This window comes from Pseudoxanthomonas winnipegensis (assembly GCF_004283755.1).
GTDB classification, from domain to species: Bacteria; Pseudomonadota; Gammaproteobacteria; order Xanthomonadales; family Xanthomonadaceae; genus Pseudoxanthomonas_A; species Pseudoxanthomonas_A winnipegensis.
In genome coordinates this window covers 186,312-212,803 of sequence record NZ_SHMH01000003.1, presented here as the reverse complement: position 1 = coordinate 212,803, position 26,492 = coordinate 186,312, and the positions used below count along the sequence as shown (strand labels likewise).

The window sequence follows — 26,492 nt, the reverse complement described above, 5'->3', positions numbered from 1 at the left end:
ATGCAATGCGCCCGATCCTGCTGGCGTGGCTGCTGAGCCTGCCCTTCTGCGCCGCGCGCGCGGCCGAGGTCGCACGCACGCCACCGGCGCCTGGCTGCCTGGATGCGCGCCGGATGACCGAGGTCCGCCAGGTCGATGCACGCACGCTGGCCATCGTCGCGCACGACGGCCAGCCCTACCGGCTCGGGCTGCAGTCCGACTGCCCCGGCGCGGACGCCGCGGCCGACGCGCGCCTGTTCGGCGCACAGGGTTGGATCTGCAACGGCGCACCGGCCTATGTGCAGGTCGACGGGCGACGCTGCGCGGTCGCCGCCGTCGAGCCGCTGGACGCCAAGGCCCATGCGCGGCTGATGCAGCAGGCCGATCGGGACGCCATGGCCACGCTCGATCCGGTCAAGGTGATCGGCCCGCAGCGCGGCGCCGGCTTCCGGGGCTCACCGAGCTATTGCTTCGCACCGCGCTACCTGCGGTCCTGGTCGAGCGATCCGGACGGGCTGCTGGTGGAGGTCTCGCGCCGCCATCCGGGTGGGCATCGCTGGTATCGGGTCGAGCTCACCGGCAGCTGTCCGATGCTGCAGCGCAGCCCGGCGCTCGCGTTCCGCTCGGGCCTGGACCTGGGCATGATCTGCGGCAATCCCGGCGATGTGGTGCTGGGCGATGCGCGCCCGCAAGGCTTCGCGCAGCCGCTGCGCGCGGGCGGCTGCGGCATCGCCACGGTCTATCCGGTCGACGCGCATAAATGAACGGGCTGCGGTTGTGTCGGCGCCGGCTTTTGCCTAGGGTAGTGGCGTGTCCTTCTCCTTCGCGTCGTGAAGCCACCGACGTGCTCCCCTCAACCGTTCACGGATGTTTTTCATGGAAATCCAGGATGGCCGCGTGGCCACGATCCACTACACCCTCACCGGCGACGACGGCAGCGTCATCGACCAGTCCGCGCCGGATACGCCGCTGAGCTATCTGCATGGCGCCAGCAACATCGTGCCGGGCCTGGAGAGCGCGCTCACCGGCAAGCAGGTCGGCGACAAGGTCCAGGTCGACGTGCCGCCCGAGCTGGGCTACGGCCCGCGCCACGAGCAGCTGCAGCAGGTGGTGCCGCTGGGCGCGTTCCCGACCGGCGCCAACATCATCCCGGGCATGCAGTTCGAGGCCCATGGCGAGCATGGCCCGCTGGTGGTGACCGTGGTCCAGGTCGGCCCGGACGAGGTCACCGTCGACGGCAACCACCCGCTGGCCGGCAAGACCCTGCATTTCGCGGTCGAGGTGACCGATGTGCGCGAGCCCACGGCCGAGGAACTCAGCCACGGCCACGTGCACGGCCCGGGCGGCGCGCACCACTGATCCATCCGCCATCGCGGCGCGCTGCATCCCGACACCCCGGCCCTCGCGCCGGGGTGTCGGCGTTTGCGGGGTTCTCGTCGTCGTGATCGCCACGGCGCCACAATGGCGCCATGCCGCCTGCCGCCTCCGTCTCGCCCAGCCCCCGCCCCAGCCTGCGCGAGCGCTTCGCCGCGATGCGCAACGTGCCGCCCTTCCTGCGCATGGTCTGGGCGACCAGTCCGTGGCTGACCGTGGGCAGCCTGGGCCTGCGCCTGGTCAAGGCGCTGCTGCCGATCGCCGCGCTGTACGTGGGCAAGCTGATCATCGACGAGGCCGTGCGCCTGGTCGGCGCGGGTATTCCGCTGGATTCGCTGGCCGATGCGCTGTCCAGCGGCCGGCTCACCCGGCTGATGGAACTGCTGGCGCTGGAATTCATCCTGGCGATCGGCTCGGACCTGCTGGGCCGGGCGATCAGCTACGCCGACACGCTGCTCTCCGAGCTGTTCACCAACGCCACCAGCATCCGGCTGATGGAGCACGCCGCCACGCTGGATCTGGAGGACTTCGAAGACCCCGAGCTGCAGGACAAGCTGGATCGCGCGCGGCGCCAGACCATGGGCCGCATGAACCTGCTCAGCCAGCTGTTCGGCCAGGTCCAGGACACCGTCACCGTGATCAGCTTCGCCATCGGCCTGCTGGCCTATGCGCCGTGGCTGATCGCGCTGCTGGTGGTGGCGCTGGTGCCGGCCTTCGTCGGCGAGTCGCACTTCAACGCGGTGGGCTATTCGCTCAACTTCCAGTGGACGCCCGAGCGCCGTCAGCTCGAATACGTGCGCCAGACCGGCGCCAGCGTCGAGACCGCCAAGGAGGTGAAGATCTTCAACCTCCACCGCTTCCTGATCGAGCGCTACCGCAGCCTGGCGCAGAGCTTGTTCGCCGCCAACCGCGCGCTGGCGCGGCGGCGCGCGCTATGGGGCACGGCGCTGGCAGCGCTTGGGTCGCTGGGCTACTACGTGGCCTACGCCTACATCGCCTGGCGCACGGTCAAGGGCGATTTCTCGATCGGCGACCTGACCTTCCTGGCCGGTAGCTTCCTGCGCCTGCGCCAGCTGCTGGAGGGCCTGCTGGTGGGCTTCTCGCAGGTCGCAGGCCAGGCGCTGTACCTGGACGATCTGTTCTCCTTCTTCGCCATCCAGCCGGAGATCACCTCGCCGGCCGAGCCGGTGCCCTTCCCGCAGCCGATCCGGCAGGACTTCGTGTTCGAGAACGTCGGCTTCCGCTATCCGGATGCGCAGCACTGGGCGGTGCGGCATCTGGATTTCGAGCTGAAGGTCGGCGAGGTGCTGGCCCTGGTCGGTGAGAACGGCGCGGGCAAGACCACCCTGGTCAAGCTGCTGGCGCGGCTGTACGACCCGGACGAAGGCCGCATCCTGCTGGACGGGCGCGACCTGCGCGAGTACGACCTGGACGAACTGCGCGCCAATGTCGGGGTGATCTTCCAGGACTTCGTGCGCTACTACCTCACCGCCAGCGAGAACATCGGCGTGGGCCGGATCGAGGCGATGGACGATGCCCCGCGCATCCGCGCCGCCGCGCACAGCGCGCTGGCCGACCAGGTGATCGAAGGCCTGCCGGGCGGCTACGAACAGCTGATCGGCCGGCGCTTCAAGACCGGCGTGGACCTGTCCGGCGGCCAGTGGCAGAAGATCGCCATCGCCCGGGCCTATATGCGCCAGGCGCAGGTGATGATCCTGGACGAGCCCACCGCCGCGCTGGATGCGCGCAGCGAGTTCGAGGTATTCCAGCGCTTCCGCGAACTGTCCGAGCAGCGCACCGCGGTGCTGATCTCGCATCGCTTCTCCTCGGTGCGCATGGCCGACCGCATCCTGGTGCTGCACCTGGGCCGGATCGAGGCGGTCGGCACCCACGAGAGCCTGCTGGCCGAGGGCGGTCGCTATGCGGAGCTGTTCGAGCTGCAGGCCGCCGGCTATCGTTGATCGCCTGGCTCGAGGAGTTCCCATGCAACCCACCATCGTCCGCACCGCCGCCCTGCTGGCCTGCCTGCTGTGCCTGCCCGCCCTGGCGCAGGCCCCGGCGCCGGGCAGCGAGGGCTGGAATCCGGCCGACATCGCCCAGGCCAAGGCCCAGGCCGATCGCGACGAGGCCTCGCTGCCGCCCGCTCTGGGCCAGGCCATGCGCGCGGCGCAGCAGGACACGCTCGAACGCGGCGTCGCCGCCTGCGCCTCGCCGAAGGCCGACACCACCCCGTTCGTGATCGTCGCCCGGCTGGATGCGCGCGGCGGCATCGCCCGCACCTGGCGCAAGGGCGATACGCCGCTGGCGATCTGTCTGGACCGCTTCCTGCGCGGCCGCGTGCTGCTGGCCCCGCCGCGCGCGCCGTTCTTTGTGTCCTTCGAGCTCAGCTTCACGCCGTGACCGATCCGGTGCGCATCCGGCCTGCGCGCGTCGAGGACGCCGAGGCCATGAGCGCGGTGCTGCGGCAGATCATCGCCGTCACCGGCCGCGAGCGTCCGAGCGACCGGGAGACGGTGCTGGCCCGCTACATCCAGCACCCGGCGCGCCTCCAGTGCAGTCTCGCGCAGGACGCGCGGGGGCGCGTGCTCGGCTTCCAGTCGCTGATCCGGGCCACGGCGGGCAATCCTTACGACGTCCCGGAGGGCTGGGGCATCATCGGCACGCATATCAGCCCCCAGGCGCATCGGCTCGGGATCGGCAAGGCGCTGTTCTCGGTCAGCCGGGCGGCGGCCATCGCGGCAGGGCTGGAGAAGATCGATGCCTACATCGGTGCCGACAATCCCGCAGGCCTGCGCTACTACGAGGCCATGGGGTTCCGCACCTACCGGGAACCGGCGGGCATCGTGCAGAAGTGCTTCGTGGTGACGCGCGCGCCGTCCAAAGCTATCTGAACTGCGGCGCGCGCATGTTGCCGCTGGGCAACAGTGCAGGCGGGGTTGAAGACTGCCCTGCCCGGCCTCACACCGCGCGCGAGTGCCTCCCCTCCAGGCCGCCCTGGGCCAGGTAGCGGTCGAAGCGCATCGCCACCAGGCGCAGCAGGCCGCGCCCGCGCGCGGTGACCTGGATGGCCTCGGGTGCGACCTGCACCAGGCCGTCGCGCACCAGCGGGGCCAGCGCATCGATCTCGTCGCGGAAATAGTCGTCGAAGCGGATGCTCCAGGCGCGCTCGACCTGTTCGGCCTCCACCCGCCCGCCGCACATCAGCCGCTGGATCACATCGGCGCGGATGGCGTCGTCCTCGTCCAGCAGCACACCGCGCATCGTCGGCAGCCGGCCGGCGTCCAGCGCCGCCTCCCAGGCGGGCAGCTCGCGCGGATTCTGGCTGTAGCTGTCGCCGACATGGCTGATGGCGCTGACGCCGAAGCCCAGCAGATCGGTCTGCGCATGGGTGGTATAGCCCATGAAGTTGCGGTGCAGGCTGCCGCGGCGCAGCGCGACCGACAGCGCGTCGCTGGGCAGGGCGAAATGGTCCAGGCCGATGTATTCGTAGCCGGCCGCGCGCAGCCTGCGCACCGCCAGTTCCAGCAGCGCCAGGCGGCCTTCGGCATCGGGCAGCGCGTCCTCGTCGATCTGGCGCTGCGCGCGGAACAGGGCGGGCATGTGCGCATAGCCGTACACGGCCAGCCGGTCCGGACGCAGTTCCAGGGTCTGGTCCAGCGTGCGGGCGAAGCCCTCCAGCGTCTGGTGCGGCAGGCCGTAGACCAGGTCCAGATTGATCGACCCGATGCCATGGGCGCGGCAGCCGGCGACCACCGCATAGGTCTGCTCGAAGCTCTGCACGCGGTTGATCGCGTGCTGCACGCCGGGCGAGAAGTCCTGCACGCCGAGGCTGGCGCGGGTGAAGCCGCAGGCGCCCAGCGCGGCCAGATGCGCCGGCGTGGTGGTGCGCGGGTCCAGCTCGATGGAGATGTCGCGGTCGGCCGCCTGGCTGAAGCGGAAGTGGCGGCGCAGGCCGTCCACCACGCGCGTGAGCTGCGCCGCGTCGAGGAAGTTGGGCGTGCCGCCGCCGAAGTGCAGCTGCACCACTTCGCGGTCGGGCTCGAACAGCGCCGCCACCTGCGCGATCTCGCGCTCCAGGTGGCGCACATAGCGATCGCCCGCCAGCGGGCTGCGCGTGATCACCCGGTTGCAGCCGCAGTAGAAGCACGGACTGGCGCAGAACGGCACGTGCACGTACAGCGACAGCTGCCGCGAGTAGTGGCCCACGTTGCTCTGCCGCGCCTGCTCGGCGAACTGCGCCGGACCGAACGCCGCATCGAACTGCAGCGCACTGGGATAGGAGGTGTAGCGCGGGCCATTGACGCCGTAGCGCCGCAGCAGGTCGGCGTCGAAGGACCAGTCGCCGGATTCGGGAAGGGCGGGATACATGCGCCCATGGTCGCGGCGCGGCGCGCGGGCCGCCTTGACTTGGATCAACCCGGTGCGGGGTTGCGTTTCAGTCTTGGCAGGTCGCCGTTCCTACCCGAACTGAGGGCGAGGAAGCGCGAAATTGAATTTCCTTCCGCAGACGGGCGATGAAATCGAACTGCGCCTGCGGAAAAGGCAACGCGCACGGGGTTGCGCTTCAATCTAGCGAACTGCCCAGAAGCGAGGGACGTCCCCCACCTCAAGCCAGCTCGAAGCGGTCCGCATCCAGCATCGCCGGGAAATGCGCGCGGTGCGCCAGCAGCGCCTGCGCCGAGACCGCGGCGTAGGTCAGCCCCTCGGCGGCATCGGCCTCGGCCAGCGGCTGGCCCAGGGCGTCGAGCACCACGCTGTCGCCGGCGTAGCTGAGGTTGTTGCCGTCGGTGCCGACGCGGTTGACCGCGGCCACCACGCACAGGTTCTCGATCGCCCGCGCGCGCAGCAGCGTCTGCCAGGCGTAGCGGCGCGGCGAGGGCCAGTTGGCGACGAACAGCTGCAGGTCGAAGTCCAGCTGCCCCGGGCGCTCGACATCGAAGCGGTTGCGGCAGAACACCGGGAAGCGCAGGTCGTAGCAGACCTGCGGATTGATCCGCCAGCCCTTCCATTCCACGCTCAGGCGATCGCGGCCCGGCGCATAGCGCTGATGCTCGCCGGCATAGCGGAACAGGTGGCGCTTGTCGTACCAGGACAGCCCGCCATCGGGCGTGGCCCACAGCAGGCGGTTGAACACGCCCTCCTCGGTGCGCAGCTGCACGCTGCCGGTGACCGCCGCGTCCAGCTGCCGCGCCTGCTCGACGATCCAGGCCACGGTCGGCCCGTCCATGCCCTCGGCGCGATCGATGGCGTCGTTGGAGAAGCCGCTGGTGAAGGTCTCCGGCAGGATCACCAGGTCGGCCTTGCCGGCTGCCGGCGCGATCAGCTCGCCGTAGTAGCTGCGGTTGCCGGCCGGGTCGTGCCAGCGGGTCGCGCCCTGGACCAGGGCAATGCGGAGGTCTTGCATGGGCGTGCTCTTCGGAACGGGGGCTTGGGAGTCTGGACCTGAAGATTACGCTCAACCCGGACGACGCGATCACGCGTCGACCGCTTCGATGCCTCGCCGTTCAAGAACCGCCTCCCCGTCATTCCCGCGAGCGCGGGAATCCAGCGCCTTGCACGCTTGCCGCGAAAGCCCCTGGGTTTCCACCTGCTGGGGAACGACGGTTGAGGCGTTCCCGAGGCGGCGCCCGCCTTTGCCCCCTCCCTTTGGCCGAAGGCCAAGGGGAGGGCTGGGGAGGGGGCGCTCTTCTCGGGGAAAGCCAAAGCAAAAGCACCCCCTCCCAACCTCCCCCTTCGCTGCGCGAAATGGGAGGCGCCCTACCCTACCGCCTGAGACGAGTGCGCCGTCCCTGCCCTCAGAGCTTCACCAGCCGCTCGATCGCCGCATCCAGCGTGGCGGCGTTCTTGGCGAAGCACAGCCGCGCCAGGCGCTGGCCGGCGGGCGGGGTCTCGTAGAACGGCGACAGCGGGATCGCGGTGACGCCGTGCTCGATCGTCAGCCATTTCACGAACTCGATGTCCGGCAGGTCGCTGACCGCCGAATAGTCCACCAGCTGGAAATACCCGCCCGGCACCGGCAGCGGCTTGAGCCGGGTGCCCAGCAGCTGCTCGCGGAAGCGGTCGCGCTTGGCCTGGTAGAACGCGCCGAGCTGCTCGTCGTACTCCGGCTCGGCCTGCAGCATCGCGGCGAAGGCGTGCTGGGCCGGGGCGAAGCTGGTGAAGGTGTTGTACTGGTGGACCTTGCGGAACTCGGCGGTCAGCGCCGGCGAGGCGATGGCGTAGCCGATCTTCCAGCCGGTGCAGTGATAGGTCTTGCCGAAGCTGGACACCACGAAGGCGCGCCGGGCCAGCTGCGGCCAGCGCAGCACGGACTCGTGCACGCGGCCATCGAAGACGATGTGCTCGTAGACCTCGTCGGACACCAGGAAGATGTCGGTGCCTTCCAGCAGGTCGCTCAGGGCCTGCAGGTCGGCCTTGCCGAACATGGCGCCGGACGGATTGTGCGGGCTGTTGACCATGATCAGGCGCGTGGCCGGCGTGATCGCCGCGCGCACCTTGTCCCAGTCCACCGCGAAGGTCTGCGGATCCAGCGCCACGTGCACGGCGCGCGCGCCGGCCAGTTCGATCGCCGGTTCGTAGCTGTCGTAGGCCGGGTCGAGCACGATCACCTCCTCGCCCGGGCGCACCACGGCGTGGATGGCGTTGAACAGCGCTTCGGTCGCGCCGCTGGTCACGGTGATCTCGGTGTCCGCATCCACCCGCGCGCCGTAGCAGCGCTGCACCTTGGCGGCGATGGCCTGGCGCAGCGGCGCCACCCCGGTCATCGGCGGGTACTGGTTGTGACCGGCGCGCATGGCGCGGTCCAGTTCGTCGACCAGGCGCTGCGGCACCGGGAAATCCGGAAAGCCCTGCCCGAGGTTGACCGCGCCGTGCTCGGCGGCCAGCTGCGACATCACGGTGAAGATGGTGGTGCCCACGCGGGGCAACTTGGTCTGCGGCTGCATCGGTCCGAAGGGGGGCGGGCGGTGGGGGCCGCAAGTGTACGCAATGAAATCGAGCACGCCGGTGACTCGGCACGGGCGCCCCACGACCTTGGTCTGACTGGCGCCGGGGCCGCGCCATGCCCATGATCGGCGACATGAACGGGGAACTGGAACAGACACCACCGGCGCTGGGCGACCTGGCCCGCCTGTATGCCGCCGCGCACTACTTCGTGGTGGTCGGGCGCAAGGAATGGCTGTTCCAGGTCGGCCAGTCGGCCGCGGACGTGGAGCGCCAGCTCGGCGCGGGCAGTTACCAGTTCGTCACCGCCTGGAATCCGCGCTCCTGTCCGGCCGGCGAGGCGCGCAACCTGGAGGCCGCCCAGGTCCTGGAACAGCGCCTGCGCGAGGCCCACCTGAGCATCCACCGCGCCCTGGGCTGCGATGCGCAGGGCGGCGCGGTGGAGCACGGCTGGCTGGTGCTGGATGTGGGCTGGGATCAGGCCGATGCGCTGGCGCGCGACTTCGGCCAGGCCGGCACGCTGTACTGGCTGACCGGCGAACCGGTGCGCCTGCGCATGCAGGCCCCGCGCCCGCACGATGCGCCCGACGACATGTTCACCGACTGGACGGGCTGAGCGGCGCGCGCCCACCAGATCTTCCGTTTCCGGACCAGCCGCGATCGGTGACCTCCCCTAGAATGCGGTCAATGACCTCCGATGCCCCGCGCCCGCCGCTGCTGTCCGTCCAGGCGCTGGCCTTCAGCCGCAACGAGGAGCCGGTATTCGGGCCGCTGGCCTTCCAGCTCGACGCCGGCGAGGCGCTGCTGGTCCAGGGCGGCAACGGCGCCGGCAAGACCACCCTGCTGCGCGTGCTGGCGGGCCTGCTGCGCGCCGACGCCGGGACGATCGCGCTGGAGGGGCGCAGCGCCGATGCGCATGCGCGTTCGCTGGCGATGGCCTATCTGGGGCATCTGCCGGCGCTGAAGGGCGATCTGGGCGCGCTGGAGAATCTGGCGTTCCTGTGCGGCCTGCACGGCCGCCGCGCCACGCTCACGCCGGCCGAGGCGATGGCCGCCACCGGCCTGGCCGGCTACGAGGACACCCTGGCCCGGCAGCTGTCGGCCGGGCAGAAGAAGCGCCTGTCGCTGGCGCGGCTGTGGCTCTCCCCGGCGCCGCTGTGGCTGCTCGACGAGCCCTACGCCAACCTCGACCTGGACGGCATCGCCCTGGTCAACCGGATGATCTCGGCGCATCTGGCGCAAGGCGGCGCAGCCCTGATCACGACCCACGGCGCCTACGCCGCCCCGCCGGTGCGCACCCGGCAACTGCTGCTCGCCGGCCGCGAACAGGCCGCCGCGTGAGTTCGCCCAGCCTGCCCGGCACCGCCGCCGCGCTGCTGCGCCGCGACCTGCGCCTGCTCTGGCGCCGGCGCGGCGATGCGCTGCAGCCGGCGCTGTTCGCGCTGCTGGTGGTGGTGCTGTTCGCCCTGGCGCTGGGCGCCAACCCGCAGCTGCTGGGACGGGTGGCGCCGGCGGTGCTGTGGCTGGCCGCGCTGCTGGCCGGGCTGCTGACCCTGGACAGCCTGTTCCGTGGCGATGCCGAGGACGGCTCGCTGGAGCAATGGATCCTGGCCCCCGTGCCGCTGGCCTGGCTGGTGGCCGTGCGGGTGTTCGCGCACTGGCTGGCGACCGCCGGCCCGGTGTTGATCGCCACGCCGCTGCTGGCCGAGCTGCTGTATCTGCCGCGCCCGCTGCTGCCGGTGCTGATGGCCTCGCTGGCCCTGGGCACGCCGCTGCTGAGCCTGCTCGGCGCGGTGGTGGCGGCACTGACCGTGGGCATGCGCCGGGCCGGGGTGCTGCTGGCCCTGCTGGCGCTGCCGCTGTACGTGCCGGTCCTGGTGTTCGGCGCCGGCGCGGTGGCGCGCGCCAGCGAAGGACTGGACCCGGGCTTCGCCCTGCTGATGCTCGCCGCCGGCCTGGCGCTGGCCATCGTCCTGGCGCCGCTGGCCACCGCCGCGGCACTGCGCATCGCCGCTGAATAGCGTCTGGGTTCGTTGCCAGAATCGCCTGCGCTTGACCAGATTGCGCCATGCGTGGGCGTATTGCTGCACCGCGACTTGAACCCTTCCTGAACCCATGCGTACCGTAAACGCAATGGCGATTACGCCACCGAGCGACCACGTCCCGTGGGAGCCAGGCAGACGCAAGGATCGTGGCATATGGCGAGGAGCGCGCTGTTTGTCCTGCTGTTCCTGACGGCCACATGCGTGCTCGCCGGCCTGGCCTGGTCGGCACCGCAGACTTCGAACGCGGTCAAGCTGCCGTCCACCCAGTTCGGCGCCGAACATCCGGTGGCGAACCCGCACGGCACGCTGGGCGCGACGGCCTTCGACCAGGCAAGCCCCGCCACCAACCCGCTCGCACCCGGCGCCAGGCCGGTCGGCCAGGCCACCTGCACCGCCTGCCACGGCAGGGAAACCGACAACTTCGCCCACACGGTGCATGCGCTGGGCATGAACACCGCCCTGGCCGCCAATCCGTCCACCGCCACCTGCGAGGCCTGCCACGGTCCGGGCTCGGCGCATGCGGCCAGCCCCAGCACCAAGGGCCTGATCATCGCCTTCACTCATGGCGGCGGCACGCCGGTGAAGACGCAGGCCGGCGCGTGCCTGGGCTGTCACGCCGGCGGCCCGCGCGACCACTGGACCGGTTCGGTCCATCAGCGCAACGAGGTCTCCTGCAGCGACTGCCACAACCCGATGGCGCGCTTCTCCAGCGAAGGCCTGACGGCGCAGCAGTCGATCAGCGAGACCTGCGCGACCTGCCACAAGGACGTCCGCCAGCAGTTCAACCGTCGCTCGCACATGCCGCTGCCCGAGGGCCAGCTCAGCTGCGCGGACTGCCATAACCCGCACGGCACCATCACCGCCTCGCTGCTCAAGACCGACACGGTCAACGAGACCTGCTACCAGTGTCATGCCGAGAAGCGCGGGCCGTTCCTGTTCGAACACGCGCCGGTGCGCGAGAGCTGCCTGAACTGCCACACGCCGCACGGCTCCAACCAACACGCGCTGCTGGTGGCGCCGGTGCCGATGCTGTGCCAGCAGTGCCACTCGCACACCCGCCATCCCAACGATCTGTTCCTGCCCGGACAGCTGGCCAATGGCGCCGCACCGGACGAACGCCTCATGGCGCGCGGCTGCCTGACCTGCCACGCGCAGATCCATGGTTCCAACCACCCCTCCGGCCCGCGACTGCACGAGTAAGGGGAGAAGGTCATGCGCAAGCCCGTCCGTTGCCTCCCGCCGCGCCCCTCGCTGCTGGCCCTGACGCTGCTGCTCGGCAGTGGCGGCGCCGCCGCCCAGGACAGTGGCCATGGCGTGGACCTGCAGTTCGGCAACGTGCTGGACACCAGCGGTGGCATGCGCTCGATCGACTGCGATCCCGACGGGATGTCCTGGATCAGCGGCGAACGCAAGCGCACGCCCAGCGGCTTCCTGTACCGCTGCGCGCCGGACCTGGGCGCCGTGCCGGAGGGCGATGGCTGGCGATCGCTGGGCACGGTCGCGCTGGGCGCGCTGAACATCTCCGGCGATCGCGATGCGATGCTGTGGCGTCGGTACAACGATCTGGGCAACGGCCTGATCGCCACGGCCGACCTGTGGTTCGTCCATCCCGGCGATGGACGCTATGCCAACCTGCGCTTCAGCCGTCTTGGCGACAGCGACCAGTTCTACCGGCTGGTGTACGGCCGCGCCGGCAAGTATCGGCTGCAGGCCTTCTATCGCAGCCAGGCCAACGTCACCAGCGGCGATGCGCATTCCATCTGGGACGGCGTCGGCAGCCATCACCTGACCCTGAAGGATGGCCTGATTCCTGGCGCCTCGACCACCGCGCAGGTCGCGGCGGTGTCCGCGGCCGAGAGCGGGCGCGTGCTGCGTGTGGTACGCGACAAGGCCGGGGTGGGCCTGAGCTATTTCGTCAATCCGCGCTGGACGGTGTTCTTCAACGCCAGCGACGAACGGCGCAAGGGTGCGCGCCCGTTTGGCGGGGCGTTCTTCTTCGACTATGCCCTGCCGTTCTCGACCGGCGGCATCTACGAGATTCCGCGGCCGATCAACGACAGCACCTTCAACGTCAGCGGCGGCGGGCGCTTCACCGGCAATGTCTGGCGCATGGAGTTCGCCTATACCGGCTCGTTTTTCCGCAATAGCGGCGCCAGCTTCGACTATCAGGTGCCGTTTCCGCTGGCCAGCCTGCTCGGCGTATCGGGTCCGACGCTGACAAGCGGACAATTCGCCTACGAACCCGACAACGATGCGCACAACCTGCGCGCTTCGTTCACCCGCAAGACGCCGTGGCAGGGCGACTTTTCGATCACCACCGCGCTGGGCCGCATGCGCCAGAACGATCGCCTGCTGCCGCCGATGGATTGCCAGGGGCAATTCGGCCTTCCGATTCCCGGTGGCCTGTTCAACTGCGCCGACTGGAACACCACTGCCGCGCTCTCGCGCACCCGCGCGGACATGGCCATCGATACCCAGATGCTGGACGTGCGCTGGGTCGCCCAGGCGATCGAGGACGTGACCGTGCGGGCGAGCGCCAAGTACGACCGCCAGGATTACAAGGGGACCTATTGGGCCTACAACCCGCTGACCGATCAGTATGGATACATCGCCGAGAACGGCGCGCAGGGCAGCGTGGTGCCCGGCGAAATGGGCGTGTGGGACCCGGTCCTGTCGCCGGGGACGGTCACGCGCATCCGCAACCTGCCGTTGGACAGGGAAACGCATGAGTTCTCCCTCGGCGCGGACTGGAGCCTGGCGCCCAAGCAGACGCTGGGCCTCACCCTCTCGCGCACCGATACCCAGCGCGCGCACCGCGAGGTCGCCACCACCCACGACAACCAGGCCAAGGCGACCTGGACCAATCGCGCCAGCGACTGGCTCACCCTGCGGGTCAACTACACCTGGCTCAAGCGCACCGGCAGCGACTACTACTACGACCCCTATGAATTCACCTTCTCCTCGTCCCTGCCCAACTTCGTCGAATCCGACGAAGGCGTGACCGCCCATACGGTCTCGGCGCTGCGCAAGTACGACCTGTCGAGCCGGACCGAGAACAAGCTCGATGTCATGGCGACCTTCGTGCTGCCCTCTGACATGACGCTCTATGCCTCGGCGCGTACCGATTACAACGATTACGATGCCGTGCTCGGCCGGCGCGGCTACAACACCCGGGCCGGCAGTCTGCAGTGGGAGTGGGCACCCGCCGAGACGACCACGGCCAGCGCATGGTTCGGGGTCGACCACTCGGATCTGGATCTTGCCAACGTCAACGACGCCAATACGGGGCAGGACCCCACCCTGGGCGGATCGGTCTACCCGCTGGCCAATCGCTGGTGGGTCAGCGACCTGCAGCGCAACCGCTACGCCGGCGCCAACCTGACGCGCAAGCTGGGACCGGCCACGCTGGATCTGGCGTGGAACTGGACCTACTCGCGCGGGACCACCTCCTACCGCTACCTCACCACCGGCGCGCTCACCTCGCCCGCGCTGAGCGACGGCAGCACGTCGGGCAAGTATCCGGACATGGTGTACAAGTCCAATTCGCTCTCGCTCTCGCTGGCCTTCCCGGTGGCCCGCAACATCGCCATGCGCCTGTTCGACACCTACGAACGTGGCTATATCTCCGATTGGCACTATCTGGGCTTCGACGAAGGGCTGGTCATGGACCAACGCGTCTATCTGGACCAGGGCCCGCAGGGCTATCGCGTCAATACCGTCGGTGTGCTGGTGGAGGTGGCGCTGTGAACCGCCCGGCACGCTGGCTGATGGTGGGCCTGGGGATACTGTCGCTGGGTAGCGCGGTCTCGCGGGCCGGACCGCAGACCACGCCATCGCCCCCCTCCGATGCACCGCACGCGACGCTGCCGGCTTCTGCCAGCGGGACGTCGCCCAGCCGGGCGGCCGCCGCACCGGCGGCAGCTTCCCCAGCCCCGGCAAGCGGTGGCGCCGCCGTGGGCGATGCGCCTGCTCAGGCATCGAACGAGGCGACCGCGCAAGCGCCCGACGCCGCACCGGCTGCATCGCCTGCCCGCCTGGATCTGCGCCGCGTCGCGCCCATCCACGGCGATGCCAGCGCTGGCAAGGCCAAGGCCGAGGTCTGCGTGGCCTGTCATGGCGCCAACGGCATCGCGGCCGCGCCGATCTTTCCCAACCTCGCCGGTCAGCACGCCGACTACCTCTACTGGGAACTGGTCGGCTACAAGCGCGGCATGCTGCCCGAATCGCCGATGACGGCAATGGCAGCCCCCCTGAGCGAGCAGGACATGCGCGACCTGGCCGCCTACTTCTCCAGCATGCCGGCGGTGCCGCCTCCCGGCCCTGCCCCCAGCGGCGAGCAGGCCAGTGCCGATGCGCCTGCCGCCGCCGATCCGACGCTGATGGAGACCGGCAACCGTCTCTATCACCACGGCGATCCGGCCAAGGGGATCGCGCCCTGTCAAGGCTGCCACGGCGCCGACGGGCGCGGCTATCCGCTGGCCGGCAAGGCGCAGGGTGGGTCGACCGCGTGGACGCTCTACCCGGCCCTGATGGGGCAACAGCAACCCTATCTTCAGAGCAGGCTGACTGCGTTCAGGCAGGGACAGCTACACGCATCCACCACGGATATGGTAATGAGCGGGGTCGCCAAGCCTCTGGACGACGACGCGATCCTGGCCTTGTCCACCTGGCTCTCCGCACCCCACCCCTAGCGCATCTTCCTTTCGCGCGCCCATCATCGGACCATCGCACGCTCCACACGAATGCGGGACTTCCGCGCCACCGCGTTCAGACTCGGCAGCGCATCGCACCGCCAACAGGCTTTCTAGCCAACGCCTTTTTTCACACCCCCAACCACCATCGGAGTTCAAGCATGCGTTTCCACCTGATTGCCATCGCCGCGCTCGCAGCGTCCGCCTCGTTCGTCTCGTTCGGCGCGCGCGCCGCGGACAAGTGCTCGGCCGACCTGGAAGGCAACGACGCGATGAAGTACAACCTGGCCAACATCGACGTGCCCAAGAGCTGCGCCAGCTTCACCATCAATCTCAAGCACACCGGCAAGCTGGCCAAGACCGTGATGGGCCATAACGTGGTCATCGCCAAGACCGCGGACATGGCCGGCATCGACAGCGACGGCATGAAGGCCGGCGCGGCCGCCGACTACGTCAAGGCCGACGACGCGCGCGTGGTGGCCCACAGCAAGCTGGTGGGCGGCGGCGAGAGCAGCTCGGTCAGCTTCCCGGTCGCCAAGATCACCAGCGGCGGCCCGTATGCGTTCTTCTGCAGCTTCCCCGGCCATTCGGCGCTGATGAAGGGCACCCTGACGATCAAGTAAGTCCTGGCGCGGCCTCTGGCATCCAGGCCGGGGGCCCGTGGCAGCGTGCGATGCCGCGTGGCGATCGCACCTGCTTTTGTTGGACAATCCTGGCGCCGCGCGGTGGATCGATCCGCGTGGCGCAGGCCCTGCCTGCGCCTGACCGGTGCCAGCTGGCGTCTTCCCGCAAGCCCACGAGTTCAGATGTCCCAGAACAATGCGCTAGTGCTGTGGTTCCATCGGCTCGGCTCGCCGCCGGTGTTCGATCGCTTCGCCGCGCGCTGGGCGCCGTGGTGCTTTGGCGTGGGCCTGCTGGCGATGGCGTTCGGGCTGTGGCAGGCGCTGTTCGTGGTGCCGGCCGATTATCAGCAGGGCGACAGCTTCCGGATCCTCTACATCCACGTGCCCGCCGCGTGGATGAGCCTGTTCGTGTTCGGGCTGATGGCGCTGTACGCGGTCATCGCCCTGGTCTGGCGCATCAAGCTGTGCGAGATCCTGGCCATGGCCTGCGCGCCGATCGGCGCGGCCTTCACCCTCATCACCCTGGCCACCGGTTCGATCTGGGGCAAGCCGATGTGGGGCACGTGGTGGGACTGGGATCCGCGCCTGACCACCGAGCTGATCCTGCTGTTCCTCTATCTGGGCGTGATGGGCCTGTACGGCGCCATCGAGGACCGCCGCGCGGCCGCCCGCGCCGCCGGGCTGCTGGCCATCGTCGGGGTGGCGCTGCTGCCGGTGATCCGCTATTCGGTGGTGTGGTGGAACTCGCTGCACCAGGGCCAGACCATCAGCCTGATGGGCCCCTCGCACATGGACGCCAGCATGATCGCTCCGCTGTGGATCATGGTGCTGGCGACCAAGGCCTGGTTCGCCGGTTCGCTGCTGCAGCGCGCGCGGCTGGACAACCTGCGCCGCGAAGCCGGCAAGGACTGGGTGCTGCGGCTGGCAGAGGCACGCCCGTGAGCTATCTGGCCTATGTCGTCGGCGCCTATGCGGTGTTCGTGATCGTGCTGACCTGGGATTTCCTGCTGCCGCGCCTGCAGCTGCGCCAGCTACTGCGCAACGCGCGCCAGCGCCAGGCCCGCGCCCAGGCCCGACGCGTGGCCGCGCCCGCGCAGACCGAGCTGCCGCGATGAATCCGGTCCGCCGTCGTCGTCTGCTGCTGGTCTGCGCCCTGCTGGTGGCCGCGGGCCTGGCCACCGCCCTGGTCGCCGCGGCGCTGTCGCGCAATGCCAACTATCTGTTCACCCCCGGCGAGGTGCTTGCCGGCCAGGCCGGTGACCACGCGCGCTTCCGCCTGGGCGGGATGGTCGAGCGTGGCTCGTTCCAGCGCGCGCAAGGCTCGATGGAGGCGCATTTCCGCGTCACCGACGGCGATGCGCAGCTGCCGGTGGTCTATACCGGCATCCTGCCGGACCTGTTCCGCGAGGATCAGGCCGTGGTCGCCACCGGCTCGATGCAGGGCGGCCGGTTCGTGGCCACCGAGGTGCTGGCCAAGCACGATGAGACCTACATGCCCAAGGAAGTCGCCGACAAGATGGGCAAGGCGCATCAGAAGCATCAGGTGAAGCAGTGAGGTCTGGCAGGGGCGGGACCGGGGACCCGGGACCGGGGATCCGGGAAGGCGGCACCCCAAGGTCTGAAGCGGCCGCGCGCCCTCACCGATCATCGTTGCGCGCCTCGTCGCGTCCAGGCTGCACCGAGCTTTCGCCCCTCTCTTTTTCCGGGTCCACGGTCCCCGGTCCCCGGTCCCGGCTCCACCATGCTTCCTGAGCTCGGCCAGTTCGCCCTCATCCTCGCGCTGCTGGTGGCCCTCGTTCAGACGGTCCTGCCGGCGCTGGGGGCGCAGCGCGGACGCGTGGCGTGGATGGCGATCGCGCGGCCGGCGGCGATCGCGCAGCTGGCCGCGGTGTTCGTCGCGTTCGCGGCGCTGACCGCCGCGTTCGTGCAGCAGGACTTCTCGGTGCGCTACGTGGCCGAGAACTCCAATTCGCTGCTGCCGCTGGTCTATCGCTACACCGCCGTGTGGGGCTCGCACGAGGGCTCGCTGCTGCTGTGGGCGCTCGTGCTGGCCGGCTGGAGCGCGGCGGTGGCCTGCTTCTCCACGCATCTGCCGCAGGTGGTGGTGGCGCGCGTGCTGGCGGTGATGGGCGTGGTGGCGGTGGGCTTTTTGTCCTTCCTGCTGTTCACCTCCGATCCCTTCGTGCGGCTGCTGCCCTCGCCCGGCGAGGGGCGCGATCTCAATCCGCTGCTGCAGGACCCGGGGATGATCATCCATCCGCCGATGCTCTACATGGGCTATGTGGGCTTCGCGGTGCCCTTCGCCTTCGCCGTGGCCGCGCTGCTGGACGGCACGCTGGATGCGCGCTGGCTGCGCTGGACGCGGCCGTGGACCAATGTGGCCTGGGCGTTTTTGACCGGCGGCATCGCGCTGGGCAGCTGGTGGGCGTATTCGGAGCTGGGCTGGGGCGGCTGGTGGTTCTGGGACCCGGTGGAGAACGCCAGCTTCATGCCCTGGCTGGCCGGTGCGGCGCTGATCCATTCGCAGGCGGTGACCGAGAAGCGCGGGTCCTTCCGCGGCTGGACGCTGCTGCTGGCCATCGCCGCGTTCTCGCTGTCGCTGCTGGGCACCTTCCTGGTGCGCTCGGGCGTGCTGACCAGCGTGCATGCGTTCGCGGCCGATCCCACGCGCGGGCTGTTCGTGCTGGTATTCCTGGGGCTGGTGGTCGGCGGCTCGCTGCTGCTGTATGCGCTGCGCGCGCCGCAGATGGGCGACGGCAAGCCGTTCGCGGCCAGCTCGCGCGAGACCCTGCTGCTGGCCAACAACGTGCTGCTGGCCTGCGCCTGCGCGATGGTGGCGCTGGGCACGCTGTATCCGCTGCTGGCCGATGCGCTGGACCTGGGCAAGATCTCGGTCGGCCCGCCCTACTTCAGCCTGCTGTTCGTGCTGCTGATGGCGCCGCTGGTGCTGCTGCTGCCGTTCGGGCCGCTGTTCAAATGGCAGCGTGAGCAGGCCTCGCGCGTGGCCGCGCTGCTGGCGCCGTGGGCGGTGCTGGCGTTGATCGGCGGCGGCATCGCGTACTTCATCGCGCCGCAGGGCCAGTGGAAGACCGCCGCCGGCATCGCCGGGGCGCTGTGGGTGGCCGCCGGCACGCTGCGCTTCGTCTGGCAGCGGCTGCGCGCGCAGGGACGACTGACCGCCGAGATGCTCGGCATGAGCCTGGCGCATCTGGGCATCGCGGTCTTCCTGGTCGGCGCGCTGCTGGTCGAGGCGCTCAACGTGCAGCGCGAAGTGGCGCTGCGGCCCGGCCAGACGGTCGAGGTCGGCCACTACGGCTTCACCTTCGAAGGCGTGCAGGAAAGCCGCGGCCCCAACTACGTTGCCGACCGCGGCACGCTGCAGCTGACCCGGCGCGATACGCCGCTGCAGACCCTGCATCCGGAGAAGCGCGCCTACGCCAGCGGCGGTCAGGTCATGACCGAATCGGCCGTGCGCCCGGGCGTGCTGGGCGATGTGTACGTGGCGCTGGGCGAATCGCTGGGGGACGGCGCCTGGGCCGTGCGCATCCAGATCAAGCCGATGGTGCGCTGGATCTGGGCCGGCGCGGTGCTGATGGCCTTGGGCGGGCTGGTCAGCGCCGCCGATCGTCGCTTCCGCCGCCGCCCGGAGGCCACGCCATGAGCGCATCGGCCGAGCGTCGCGGCATCTCGCGCGGGGCGCTGATCATCGGCGCGCTGTGCCTGGCCGCGCTGTTCGCGCTGCTGCTGGTGGCCGTGCAACGCTCCGACCGGCCCGACCGCCAGGCCCTGCCATCGGTGCTGATCGGCCGGCCGGCGCCGGCCACGGTGCTGCCGCTGCTGCATGCGCCGGAGGCCACGCTGGATCTGGCCACGCTGCGCGGCCGGCCCTACGTGCTCAACGTCTGGGGCAGCTGGTGCCCGGAATGCCGGGTCGAACACCCCACCGTCAGCGCGCTGGCACGCTCGGGCCAGGTGCGCGTGATCGGCTATGCGTTGAAGGATGACCCGGCCGATTCGCTGCGCTGGCTGCAGCAGTTCGGCAACCCGTACGAGGCCGTGGTCAGCGACGTGGAAGGCAAGGCCTCGGTGAACTGGGGCATCTACGGCGCGCCGGAGACCTTCCTGGTCGACGCCGGCGGCATCGTGCGCTGGAAGCATGTCGGCCCGCTCGACCAGGCCATCGTCGAGACCGAACTGCTGCCGGCGCTGGCCGCCGCGGAGCGGGCGCGATGAAGGCGCTGCTGCGCGCCCTGCTGCTGATCGTCCTGGCCGCGCCGCTGCTGGCCTGGGCCCAGGTCAGCGATCCCACGCCGCTGCAGTTCCGCGATCCGGCGCAGGAGGCGCGCTTCAACGCGCTCACCCACGAGCTGCGCTGCGTGATGTGCCAGAACCAGTCGCTGGCCGATTCCAATGCGCAGATCGCCCACGACCTGCGCCGCGAAGTGCTGCAGCTGATGAACGCCGGCCAGAGCGATGCGCAGATCAAGACCTATCTGGTCTCGCGCTATGGCGAGTTCGTGCTGTATCGGCCGCAGGTCGAACGCAGCACATGGCCGCTGTGGTTCGGGCCCTTGCTGCTGCTGGTGGTCGGCATGCTGATCGTCGTGCGCGTAGTGCGCCGGCGCAGCGCGAGCGGCCCGCCGCCGACCGACGACGGGCAGGAGTGGTGATGACCGGTTTCGTGATCGCCGCCGCCGTGCTGACCCTGCTGGTGCTGGGCGGCGCGCTGTGGCCGCTGTGGCGCGGCGCGCCGAAGCTGGCCACCGGCCTGATGGTCGCCCTGGGCGTATGCGCGTTCGCGCTGTACCGGCTGCTCGGCACGCCGGCCGCCCTGGCGCCGCAGGCCAGCCAGGCGCCCACGACGATGGAAGACGCCATCGTCCTGCTCAAGGAGCAACTGCGGCGCGACCCGCAGGCCGCCGAAGGCTGGCAGCTGCTGGGCCGCACGCTGGCCGCGCAGGGCAAGGCCGTCGAAGCGCGCGAGGCCTTCGCCCGCGCCGCGGCGCTGCTGCCCGAGGATGCCAACGCGCTGGTCGAGGCGGCGCAGTCGCGCAGCCTGGCCGATCCGCAGCGGCGCCTGGACGATCAGGCCGTGGCGATGCTCGAACATGCGCTGCGCATCGACCCGACGCAGCAGCGCGCGCGCTGGTTCCTCGGCGTGGCCCAGCGCCAGCGCGGCGCCGCCGCGCAGGCCGCCGCCACCTGGGAACCGCTGCTGGCCCAGGTCGACACCGCCACGGCCAACAGCCTGCGCGAGCAGATCAACGCGGCCCGCGCCGAGGCCGGCCAGCCGCCGCTGACCGCCCCGACGAGCGCACCTGCCGCCGCGGAAGAGGCCAACGCGGTGCGCGTGCGGGTGACGCTGGACCCCGCGCTTCCGGCCGCCGCACGCCCGCCGGCCGACGCCACGGTGTTCGTGATCGCGCGCATCCCGGATGGCCCGCCGATGCCGGTGGCCGTGCAGAAGCACACGCTCGGCCAGCTGCCGCTGGAGCTCCGCCTGAGCGATGCGGACAGCCCGATGCCCACGCAGAAGCTTTCCGCACTGCGCGAGGTCGAACTCATCGCCCGCGTCTCGGCCAGCGGCAATGCCCAGCGCAGCGCCGGCGATCTGCAATCGGCGCCGGTGCGCGTGCGCCTGCCGGCCCAGGCGCCGGTGACGCTGGTGATCGGCAGCGGCGCGCGCTGAAGGCGCCCTGGATCATCGGCACGCTGCGTTGCCAGATAGACGCAACCGGCGCGACGCGTCGCGATTTGCCCACCGGCTACACTGACGCGATGACCGAATTCATCCCCCCCGGCACGCGCTGGCACGCGCTGTCCTCGCCCTTCCCGATGAAGCGCGGCGGCGCCCTGCACGGCGCGCACGTCGCCTACGAGACCTGGGGCACGCTGTCGCCGGCGCGCGACAACGCCATCCTGATCGTCACCGGCCTCTCGCCCGATGCGCATGCGGCCTCCAGCGCGTTGGACGACACGCCGGGCTGGTGGGAGGCGATGCTCGGCCCGGGCAAGGCGATCGACACCACGCGCTGGTTCGTGGTGTGTGTCAACTCGCTGGGCAGTTGCAAGGGCTCGACCGGACCTGCGTCGATCGACCCGGCCACCGGCCAGCCGTACCGCCTCACCTTCCCCGACCTGTCGATCGAGGACGGCGCCGCCGCTGCCGTGGAAGTGGTGCGGGCGCTCGGGATCGAGCGGCTGGCCTGCGTGGTCGGCAACTCGATGGGCGGCATGACCGCCCTGGCCCTGCTGCATGCCAACCCTGGCATCGCGCGCAGCCATATCAACATTTCCGGCAGCGCGCAGGCCCTGCCCTTCTCCATCGCCATCCGCTCGCTGCAGCGCGAGGCCATCCGCCTGGACCCGCTGTGGAACGGCGGCGACTACAGCGAGCACGCCTATCCGGAAAGCGGCATGCGCATGGCGCGCAAGCTGGGCGTGATCACCTACCGCTCGGCGCTGGAATGGGACGGTCGCTTCGGCCGCGTGCGCCTGGAATCCGACCGCCCGGACGAGGAGCCGTTCGGCCTGGAGTTCCAGGTGGAAAGCTATCTGGAAGGCCACGCGCGCCGCTTCGTGCGCCGCTTCGACCCCAACTGCTATCTGTATCTGAGCCGCTCGATGGACTGGTTCGACCTGGCCGAATACGCCGCGGGCGGCGACGTCCTGCAGGCGCTGGCCACCATCGAGCTGGACAAGGCGATGGCCATCGGCGCCACCACCGACATCCTGTTCCCGCTGCAGCAGCAGGAGCAGATCGCCTCAGGCCTGCGCGCCGGCGGCGCCGACAGCAGCTTCGTCCCCCTGCCCTCGCCGCAGGGCCACGACGCCTTCCTGGTCGACTTCGCCCGCTTCGACCCGGCGGTGCGGGGGTTTCTGGCGGGGCTTTGAGCCGGACGGGAAACGCACGCTCGAGGAAAGGACGGCCCGCTGCGGCGGCAGTTGCAATCAGCCCTTGCGGATGATCCCGATGGGAGGAGCGGTTTCTTCCGCTCACGTCGCGACCTCCTTGTAGAGCGGAGCTTGCTCCGCTGCTCTGCGTTCGGTTCGCGGGAAAGGCCCCAGCGGAGCAAGCTCCGCTCTACAGGGAGGACGGACACGAAGCGCCGCGTCCGGCCAGGTCGAGGCTGGTTGGCGAAGTCCGCTCACCGAATCCGCACGCCTGTGAAGAGCCAAAAAGAAAACCGGCTCCTCACGGAGCCGGCTCTTGTTGCAGCTGCCGCAGTCGCGCCGGCTTACCAATCGTAGGCCGCCGAGAACTGCACGTAGCGCGGGGACTGGAACGCGTACGGCAGGCCGTAGGTGTTGGAAACGGTGTAGGCCGCCGTTTCCGAGGTCCAGCCCTGCGAGGTGATGCCGTGGGAGTTGAACACGTTGAACGCGTTCAGACCCAGGCGCAGCTTGTGATCGAAGTAGCCCGGCGCATACACCACGCCAAGGTCCCAATCGTGCGTCCACGGCAGGAACTTGGTGCCGGGAGAAGCCGACTTGCCGAAGCAGGTATGGTAGGCCGCGCCATAGTTGCCCGCCGGGTCGGCCGGACCGCCGTCGGCATTGTCGTTCTCGTCGATGCTGCCATCCGGGTTGTAGTAGCCGAAGCAGTTGGCCGGCGCACCCGCCATCAGGCGCGCACTGACGCCCACCGACCAGTCGTCGTTGAAGGCGTAGCTGCCATGCAGCTTGATCTGATGGCGATGGTCGTTGGCCAGATAGCCATCGGCGTACTTCATGATCGCCGCGATATCCCAGTTCTCCGACGTGGACACACCATTGTCGTGGCTGTCGCTGCCCTGCCCGGTATCCGAATTGGCCGGACCCTCGGTGTTGCCCTGCAGCTTGGAGTAGGTGTAGTCCACGCGGAACTCCCACTTGCCATCGAACGGATGCTCCAGGAACAGATCGATGGCCTTGTAGGTGCGCTTCATCGGCGACGGCCAGCCCCAGTCGCTGGGGTTCATGGTCAGCTTGGTGTAGGTGCCGGTGGGATTGCCGTTGGCGTCGATGTTCTGCAGGTTGAAGGTGTTGCTGGCGCTGGGATTGCCCAGGAAGCAGCCCGGGATGTCGACGCCATCGGCCACGCTCTGGCCCTGGGTCGCGGCGAGCTTGTTGTACATCGTGCCCGGATCGCAGATGTCGTCCACCGCCGACTTCAGGTCGCGATAGGTGAACTTGGCGCCGAAGGCCCAGGACGCACCGAGCGTCTTCTCGAAGCCCAGGATGTATTCGTCCTGGTACTCGCTCTTGAGGTTGGTGGGCGCGATCGTATTGGGATCGACGGGCTTGCCGTCCTCGCCGTTGAGCACCAGCACCGTACTGGCCTGATCGGTCACCGGGGCGCCGGTGTTGGGATTGATGCCGGTGTAGGTGAAGTACTGGCGGGTGAAGGTGGAGGGCGAAGCGCCACGCAGCGCCACCGCATTGGGCAGCGCCAGGAAGTAGCGCCCCGCGTTGGCGAACAGCTTGAACGAGGAATCCCCGAACACATCCCATGCCGCGCCGATCCGCGGCGCCCACTGGTTACCGCTGTCCACGTAGGGCTTGCCGACGTTGTTGTAGTTGGTGAACTTGTCGTTGCGCAGACCCACGGTCAGCAGCAGGTTGTCCACGACCTGCCACTTGTCTTCCAGGTAATAGGCATCCTGCTTGAGGGACATGCTGCTGGCGTCGGTGTAGAACGTGTTGCTGACGTAGTAGCCATTGGACGCGGCCAGGCTGGGAATACCGTAGGCGGCCAGCGCGCCCATGTTGTTGGTGTGGGAGTAACGCCAGTTGTTGACGTACTGGGTGATGCCCTCGTTGTCCGACGAGAACTTCATGTTGTCCACGCCCAGGGTCAGGGTGTGGTCGCCCACCACCCACTGCAGGTCGGCGCGCAGGCCGTGGCTGCGATCGATGGCGTTGGTACCGCCGGCGGTGAGCGTGTTGGGAATGGTGACGCCGCTGATGTCGCCCACGGCCGGATTCACCGTGGCCTGCGAGGCGGTGACCATGTCGATGCCGGCCGACACCTGCGGATTGATCGCCTTGTAGGCCTGGCGCGTGCGGCCGTAGGTGGCGTCGAAGGTCAGGCTGTCGGTGAGATAGCCGGTGTACTTGAGCACCGACAGGTCGTTGGTCAGATAGGTCGGCGTGATCGAATTGAGCACGTTGCCGATGGCCTGGGTATCGAAGTCGTAGCCGTAATCGGTGCCGCGCTCGTTGGTCTTCTCGTGCAGATAGGTGTATTCGAGCAGGTTGCTGTCATTGATGTTCCAGTTCAACTTGGCGTACAGCTTGGGATTGGTGCTGCTGTAGCGCTCGTAGGTCGCCGGCGCGGCCTGGCTGGGCGACCCGGTCGCGGTGTCGACCTTGTCGGTTTCGGCGGAGATGAAGCCGAACAAGGTGTCGCGGATCAGCGGACCGCTGACATAGCCGCTGTAGGTGCTCTCCCAGCGCTCGTGCTGATTGCCCTTGTCGTAGATCGTGCCCGCCAGCTGGGGCGATTCGTAACCGTACTGATAGGGCTTGCCGGTGTCGGGATTGACCGGGATGTTCGGATTGGCATTGGCCGCGCTGAAATCCATGTTCGGGTAGTAGCGATCCGGATTGTTGGAGCGCAGGCCCTTGGGCGAGAACGTGATCTGGCCGCCGAAATGCAGATCGTTGCTGCCGCTCATGCCGATGCCGTTGATCACGCCGCCGTCGGAACGACCGTACTTGGCGCTGTAGCCACCGGTGTAGGTCTCCTGCTGCGCGATCGACCCATAGGGCAGCGTATAGCCACCGACATTGGTCATCGGGTTGCCGGTGAAGAAGCCGTTGATGTAGTAGGCGTTCTCCGCCACCGACGCGCCGCCAAAGGACACGCTGTTGCCGAAGTAGTAGCCGTTGCCCGACGCGGTCCCCGGCGCCAGCAGCGCGATGGCCTCGGCCGAACGCGGGATCGGCAGGCGCTTGAGCTGCTCGGCGGTGATCACCGTATGGGTATCGGTGGCGGTCACGTCGATCTTCGGCGCGGACGCACCGGTGACCCGGACCGTTTCCAGCGTCGCGGCGTTGCCGCCGAAGGACGCGTCGACCGCACTGCCGACCGTGACGATCACCGACTTGCTGCCGCCCTCCTGCGAGGTCACGGTGTAGGACCCCACCGGTAGCGAGCTCAGGCTGTAACGGCCATCGGCATCGGCCGTGACCGTGCGACTGAAGCCGCTGTTGTTGCTGATGGTCACGGTGGAACCCGGCTGGACGGTGCCGCGGATGCTGCCGCTGGTGCTCTGCGCGTGGACGACGCCGGCAAAGCACATCCCCAGCGCCGCACTCAACGCCGTGCGCTTCATGGTCTTGGCGAATTTCATCGAAAGATCTCTCTGGTTGACAGGTAGGAGCAAGGCCATCCGGCTGTCTTTCGTACTGCTCCCCAGCCGGGATTGCGTGGGTCTTGGAGCAACCGCCGCAACGCGAGAGTAACGAGAAACTCACAAAAAATTACAAATCGGTCATCTTTTTTTTGTGCCTGTTTTAGCTACATTTGACAGTGTTTTTCAGGAATTTGTCCGCCAAGTCGCGTCATGCAATCGACATGGTTTCATTTGTCCTGGATGACGGCATCTGCCCCATTCGACACCGACCGTTCCCCTTATTAACCCTCTCCTCTTGAAGTCCACTGAGGGCACGGAGGACGTTCTCTGCCGCAGTCTGCCGACGCCTCGACCGCGCTCAAAGCGACCAACGCGCCATATCCATCCAAGCAACCAGGCCGAGCGCGTCAGATGCACAAAAGCGAGGCCGGCGATGTCACCACCGCCGGCCTCGTGTCCGCCCAAGGTGTCAAGGCGGGGCGCTGTCCTCTTGACCGA

Annotated in this window: 24 protein-coding genes; 20 read left to right on the top strand and 4 right to left on the bottom strand. The window is 69.1% G+C overall.

Features of this window, described 5'->3' with window-relative positions:
• Positions 1-5 precede the first annotated feature (5 nt).
• The 5 genes from EAT51_RS07230 (at position 6) to EAT51_RS07210 (ending at position 4,244) form a co-directional block, all read left to right on the top strand.
• On the top strand, positions 6-743 hold the full coding sequence (locus EAT51_RS07230; protein ID WP_130519532.1) for a hypothetical protein: 738 nt from the start codon (positions 6-8) through the stop codon (positions 741-743).
• Between the two features lie 112 nt (positions 744-855).
• Positions 856-1,338 (top strand): FKBP-type peptidyl-prolyl cis-trans isomerase, encoded by a 483-nt coding sequence (locus tag EAT51_RS07225; RefSeq protein ID WP_130519530.1) that lies wholly within the window; start codon positions 856-858, stop codon positions 1,336-1,338.
• Positions 1,339-1,448: 110 nt separating this feature from the next.
• Positions 1,449-3,314, top strand: coding sequence for an ABC transporter ATP-binding protein (locus EAT51_RS07220; RefSeq protein WP_130519528.1), 1,866 nt, complete (start codon positions 1,449-1,451; stop codon positions 3,312-3,314).
• A gap of 22 nt (positions 3,315-3,336) precedes the next feature.
• Positions 3,337-3,753, top strand: coding sequence for a hypothetical protein (locus EAT51_RS07215; protein WP_228257847.1), 417 nt, complete (start codon positions 3,337-3,339; stop codon positions 3,751-3,753).
• Entirely contained in the window at positions 3,750-4,244 is a 495-nt protein-coding gene (locus EAT51_RS07210; RefSeq protein WP_228257846.1) for a GNAT family N-acetyltransferase, read from the top strand. Before EAT51_RS07215 ends, EAT51_RS07210 begins: the two co-directional genes overlap by 4 nt.
• 67 nt (positions 4,245-4,311) lie before the next feature.
• Here EAT51_RS07210 and hemN read toward each other — a convergent pair whose 3' ends face one another.
• The 3 genes from hemN to EAT51_RS07195 form a co-directional block, all read right to left on the bottom strand.
• Positions 4,312-5,721 carry an oxygen-independent coproporphyrinogen III oxidase gene (gene hemN / locus EAT51_RS07205; protein ID WP_130561444.1) on the bottom strand — a complete coding sequence of 470 codons (1,410 nt, stop codon included), beginning with the start codon at positions 5,719-5,721 and terminating at the stop codon, positions 4,312-4,314.
• Between the two features lie 238 nt (positions 5,722-5,959).
• A complete protein-coding gene (locus EAT51_RS07200) occupies positions 5,960-6,757 on the bottom strand; it encodes an amidohydrolase (RefSeq protein ID WP_130519524.1) in 798 nt (265 codons plus the stop codon).
• A 391-nt stretch (positions 6,758-7,148) separates the two neighbouring features.
• Positions 7,149-8,297 carry a pyridoxal phosphate-dependent aminotransferase gene (locus EAT51_RS07195; RefSeq protein WP_130561443.1) on the bottom strand — a complete coding sequence of 383 codons (1,149 nt, stop codon included), beginning with the start codon at positions 8,295-8,297 and terminating at the stop codon, positions 7,149-7,151.
• A 134-nt stretch (positions 8,298-8,431) separates the two neighbouring features.
• On the opposite strand from EAT51_RS07195, the gene EAT51_RS07190 reads away from it, so the two are divergent.
• From EAT51_RS07190 to metX, 15 genes are all read left to right on the top strand, one after another.
• Positions 8,432-8,911, top strand: a complete 480-nt coding sequence (locus tag EAT51_RS07190; RefSeq protein ID WP_165422018.1) for a DUF3293 domain-containing protein — start codon at positions 8,432-8,434, stop codon at positions 8,909-8,911.
• 62 nt (positions 8,912-8,973) lie between these two features.
• Entirely contained in the window at positions 8,974-9,636 is a 663-nt protein-coding gene (ccmA, locus tag EAT51_RS07185; protein WP_425479891.1) for a heme ABC exporter ATP-binding protein CcmA, read from the top strand.
• Positions 9,633-10,316: a heme exporter protein CcmB gene (gene ccmB / locus EAT51_RS07180; RefSeq protein ID WP_228257845.1), complete on the top strand. Its 684-nt coding sequence runs from the start codon at positions 9,633-9,635 to the stop codon at positions 10,314-10,316. The genes ccmA and ccmB overlap by 4 nt, the downstream gene beginning before the upstream one ends.
• 177 nt (positions 10,317-10,493) lie before the next feature.
• The gene (locus tag EAT51_RS07175; protein WP_130519516.1) at positions 10,494-11,540 is read left to right on the top strand and encodes a DmsE family decaheme c-type cytochrome; all 1,047 of its coding nucleotides are present in this window, start codon (positions 10,494-10,496) and stop codon (positions 11,538-11,540) included.
• Between the two features lie 12 nt (positions 11,541-11,552).
• Positions 11,553-14,087 carry an MtrB/PioB family outer membrane beta-barrel protein gene (locus EAT51_RS07170; protein ID WP_130519513.1) on the top strand — a complete coding sequence of 845 codons (2,535 nt, stop codon included), beginning with the start codon at positions 11,553-11,555 and terminating at the stop codon, positions 14,085-14,087.
• A 206-nt stretch (positions 14,088-14,293) separates the two neighbouring features.
• On the top strand, positions 14,294-15,031 hold the full coding sequence (locus tag EAT51_RS07165) for a c-type cytochrome (RefSeq protein WP_228257844.1): 738 nt from the start codon (positions 14,294-14,296) through the stop codon (positions 15,029-15,031).
• Between the two features lie 161 nt (positions 15,032-15,192).
• A complete protein-coding gene (gene azu / locus EAT51_RS07160) occupies positions 15,193-15,654 on the top strand; it encodes an azurin (protein WP_130519511.1) in 462 nt (153 codons plus the stop codon).
• A gap of 183 nt (positions 15,655-15,837) precedes the next feature.
• Positions 15,838-16,596, top strand: a complete 759-nt coding sequence (gene ccmC / locus EAT51_RS07155; protein WP_130519509.1) for a heme ABC transporter permease CcmC — start codon at positions 15,838-15,840, stop codon at positions 16,594-16,596.
• On the top strand, positions 16,593-16,769 hold the full coding sequence (gene ccmD, locus EAT51_RS20855) for a heme exporter protein CcmD (RefSeq protein ID WP_130519507.1): 177 nt from the start codon (positions 16,593-16,595) through the stop codon (positions 16,767-16,769). Before ccmC ends, ccmD begins: the two co-directional genes overlap by 4 nt.
• The gene (gene ccmE / locus EAT51_RS07145; RefSeq protein WP_130519505.1) at positions 16,766-17,209 is read left to right on the top strand and encodes a cytochrome c maturation protein CcmE; all 444 of its coding nucleotides are present in this window, start codon (positions 16,766-16,768) and stop codon (positions 17,207-17,209) included. The genes ccmD and ccmE overlap by 4 nt, the downstream gene beginning before the upstream one ends.
• A gap of 186 nt (positions 17,210-17,395) precedes the next feature.
• Positions 17,396-19,315: a heme lyase CcmF/NrfE family subunit gene (locus EAT51_RS07140; RefSeq protein ID WP_130519503.1), complete on the top strand. Its 1,920-nt coding sequence runs from the start codon at positions 17,396-17,398 to the stop codon at positions 19,313-19,315.
• The gene (locus tag EAT51_RS07135) at positions 19,312-19,887 is read left to right on the top strand and encodes a DsbE family thiol:disulfide interchange protein (RefSeq protein ID WP_130519501.1); all 576 of its coding nucleotides are present in this window, start codon (positions 19,312-19,314) and stop codon (positions 19,885-19,887) included. Before EAT51_RS07140 ends, EAT51_RS07135 begins: the two co-directional genes overlap by 4 nt.
• A gap of 5 nt (positions 19,888-19,892) precedes the next feature.
• A complete protein-coding gene (locus EAT51_RS07130) occupies positions 19,893-20,324 on the top strand; it encodes a cytochrome c-type biogenesis protein (protein ID WP_205953583.1) in 432 nt (143 codons plus the stop codon).
• Entirely contained in the window at positions 20,324-21,343 is a 1,020-nt protein-coding gene (locus EAT51_RS07125; RefSeq protein ID WP_130519497.1) for a tetratricopeptide repeat protein, read from the top strand. Before EAT51_RS07130 ends, EAT51_RS07125 begins: the two co-directional genes overlap by 1 nt.
• Positions 21,344-21,432: 89 nt before the next feature.
• Positions 21,433-22,548 (top strand): homoserine O-acetyltransferase MetX, encoded by a 1,116-nt coding sequence (gene metX, locus EAT51_RS07120; RefSeq protein WP_130519496.1) that lies wholly within the window; start codon positions 21,433-21,435, stop codon positions 22,546-22,548.
• A gap of 344 nt (positions 22,549-22,892) precedes the next feature.
• Here the strand turns inward: metX and EAT51_RS07115 are convergent, their stop codons facing one another.
• A complete protein-coding gene (locus tag EAT51_RS07115) occupies positions 22,893-25,991 on the bottom strand; it encodes a TonB-dependent receptor (protein WP_165422019.1) in 3,099 nt (1,032 codons plus the stop codon).
• Positions 25,992-26,492 lie beyond the last annotated feature (501 nt).

What these genes read in the sequence shown, in the direction of transcription:
- EAT51_RS07230 (WP_130519532.1), top strand. Translation starts at nt 6, where the DNA reads ATGCGCCCGATCCTGCTGGCGTGGCTGCTGAGCCTGCCCTTCTGCGCC.
- EAT51_RS07225 (WP_130519530.1), top strand. Translation starts at nt 856, where the DNA reads ATGGAAATCCAGGATGGCCGCGTGGCCACGATCCACTACACCCTCACC.
- EAT51_RS07220 (WP_130519528.1), top strand. Translation starts at nt 1,449, where the DNA reads ATGCCGCCTGCCGCCTCCGTCTCGCCCAGCCCCCGCCCCAGCCTGCGC.
- EAT51_RS07215 (WP_228257847.1), top strand. Translation starts at nt 3,337, where the DNA reads ATGCAACCCACCATCGTCCGCACCGCCGCCCTGCTGGCCTGCCTGCTG.
- hemN (WP_130561444.1), bottom strand. Translation starts at nt 5,721, where the DNA reads ATGTATCCCGCCCTTCCCGAATCCGGCGACTGGTCCTTCGACGCCGAC.
- EAT51_RS07200 (WP_130519524.1), bottom strand. Translation starts at nt 6,757, where the DNA reads ATGCAAGACCTCCGCATTGCCCTGGTCCAGGGCGCGACCCGCTGGCAC.
- EAT51_RS07195 (WP_130561443.1), bottom strand. Translation starts at nt 8,297, where the DNA reads ATGCAGCCGCAGACCAAGTTGCCCCGCGTGGGCACCACCATCTTCACC.
- EAT51_RS07190 (WP_165422018.1), top strand. Translation starts at nt 8,432, where the DNA reads ATGAACGGGGAACTGGAACAGACACCACCGGCGCTGGGCGACCTGGCC.
- ccmA (WP_425479891.1), top strand. Translation starts at nt 8,974, where the DNA reads ATGCGGTCAATGACCTCCGATGCCCCGCGCCCGCCGCTGCTGTCCGTC.
- EAT51_RS07175 (WP_130519516.1), top strand. Translation starts at nt 10,494, where the DNA reads ATGGCGAGGAGCGCGCTGTTTGTCCTGCTGTTCCTGACGGCCACATGC.
- EAT51_RS07170 (WP_130519513.1), top strand. Translation starts at nt 11,553, where the DNA reads ATGCGCAAGCCCGTCCGTTGCCTCCCGCCGCGCCCCTCGCTGCTGGCC.
- azu (WP_130519511.1), top strand. Translation starts at nt 15,193, where the DNA reads ATGCGTTTCCACCTGATTGCCATCGCCGCGCTCGCAGCGTCCGCCTCG.
- ccmC (WP_130519509.1), top strand. Translation starts at nt 15,838, where the DNA reads ATGTCCCAGAACAATGCGCTAGTGCTGTGGTTCCATCGGCTCGGCTCG.
- ccmE (WP_130519505.1), top strand. Translation starts at nt 16,766, where the DNA reads ATGAATCCGGTCCGCCGTCGTCGTCTGCTGCTGGTCTGCGCCCTGCTG.
- EAT51_RS07140 (WP_130519503.1), top strand. Translation starts at nt 17,396, where the DNA reads ATGCTTCCTGAGCTCGGCCAGTTCGCCCTCATCCTCGCGCTGCTGGTG.
- EAT51_RS07135 (WP_130519501.1), top strand. Translation starts at nt 19,312, where the DNA reads ATGAGCGCATCGGCCGAGCGTCGCGGCATCTCGCGCGGGGCGCTGATC.
- EAT51_RS07125 (WP_130519497.1), top strand. Translation starts at nt 20,324, where the DNA reads ATGACCGGTTTCGTGATCGCCGCCGCCGTGCTGACCCTGCTGGTGCTG.
- metX (WP_130519496.1), top strand. Translation starts at nt 21,433, where the DNA reads ATGACCGAATTCATCCCCCCCGGCACGCGCTGGCACGCGCTGTCCTCG.
- EAT51_RS07115 (WP_165422019.1), bottom strand. Translation starts at nt 25,991, where the DNA reads ATGAAATTCGCCAAGACCATGAAGCGCACGGCGTTGAGTGCGGCGCTG.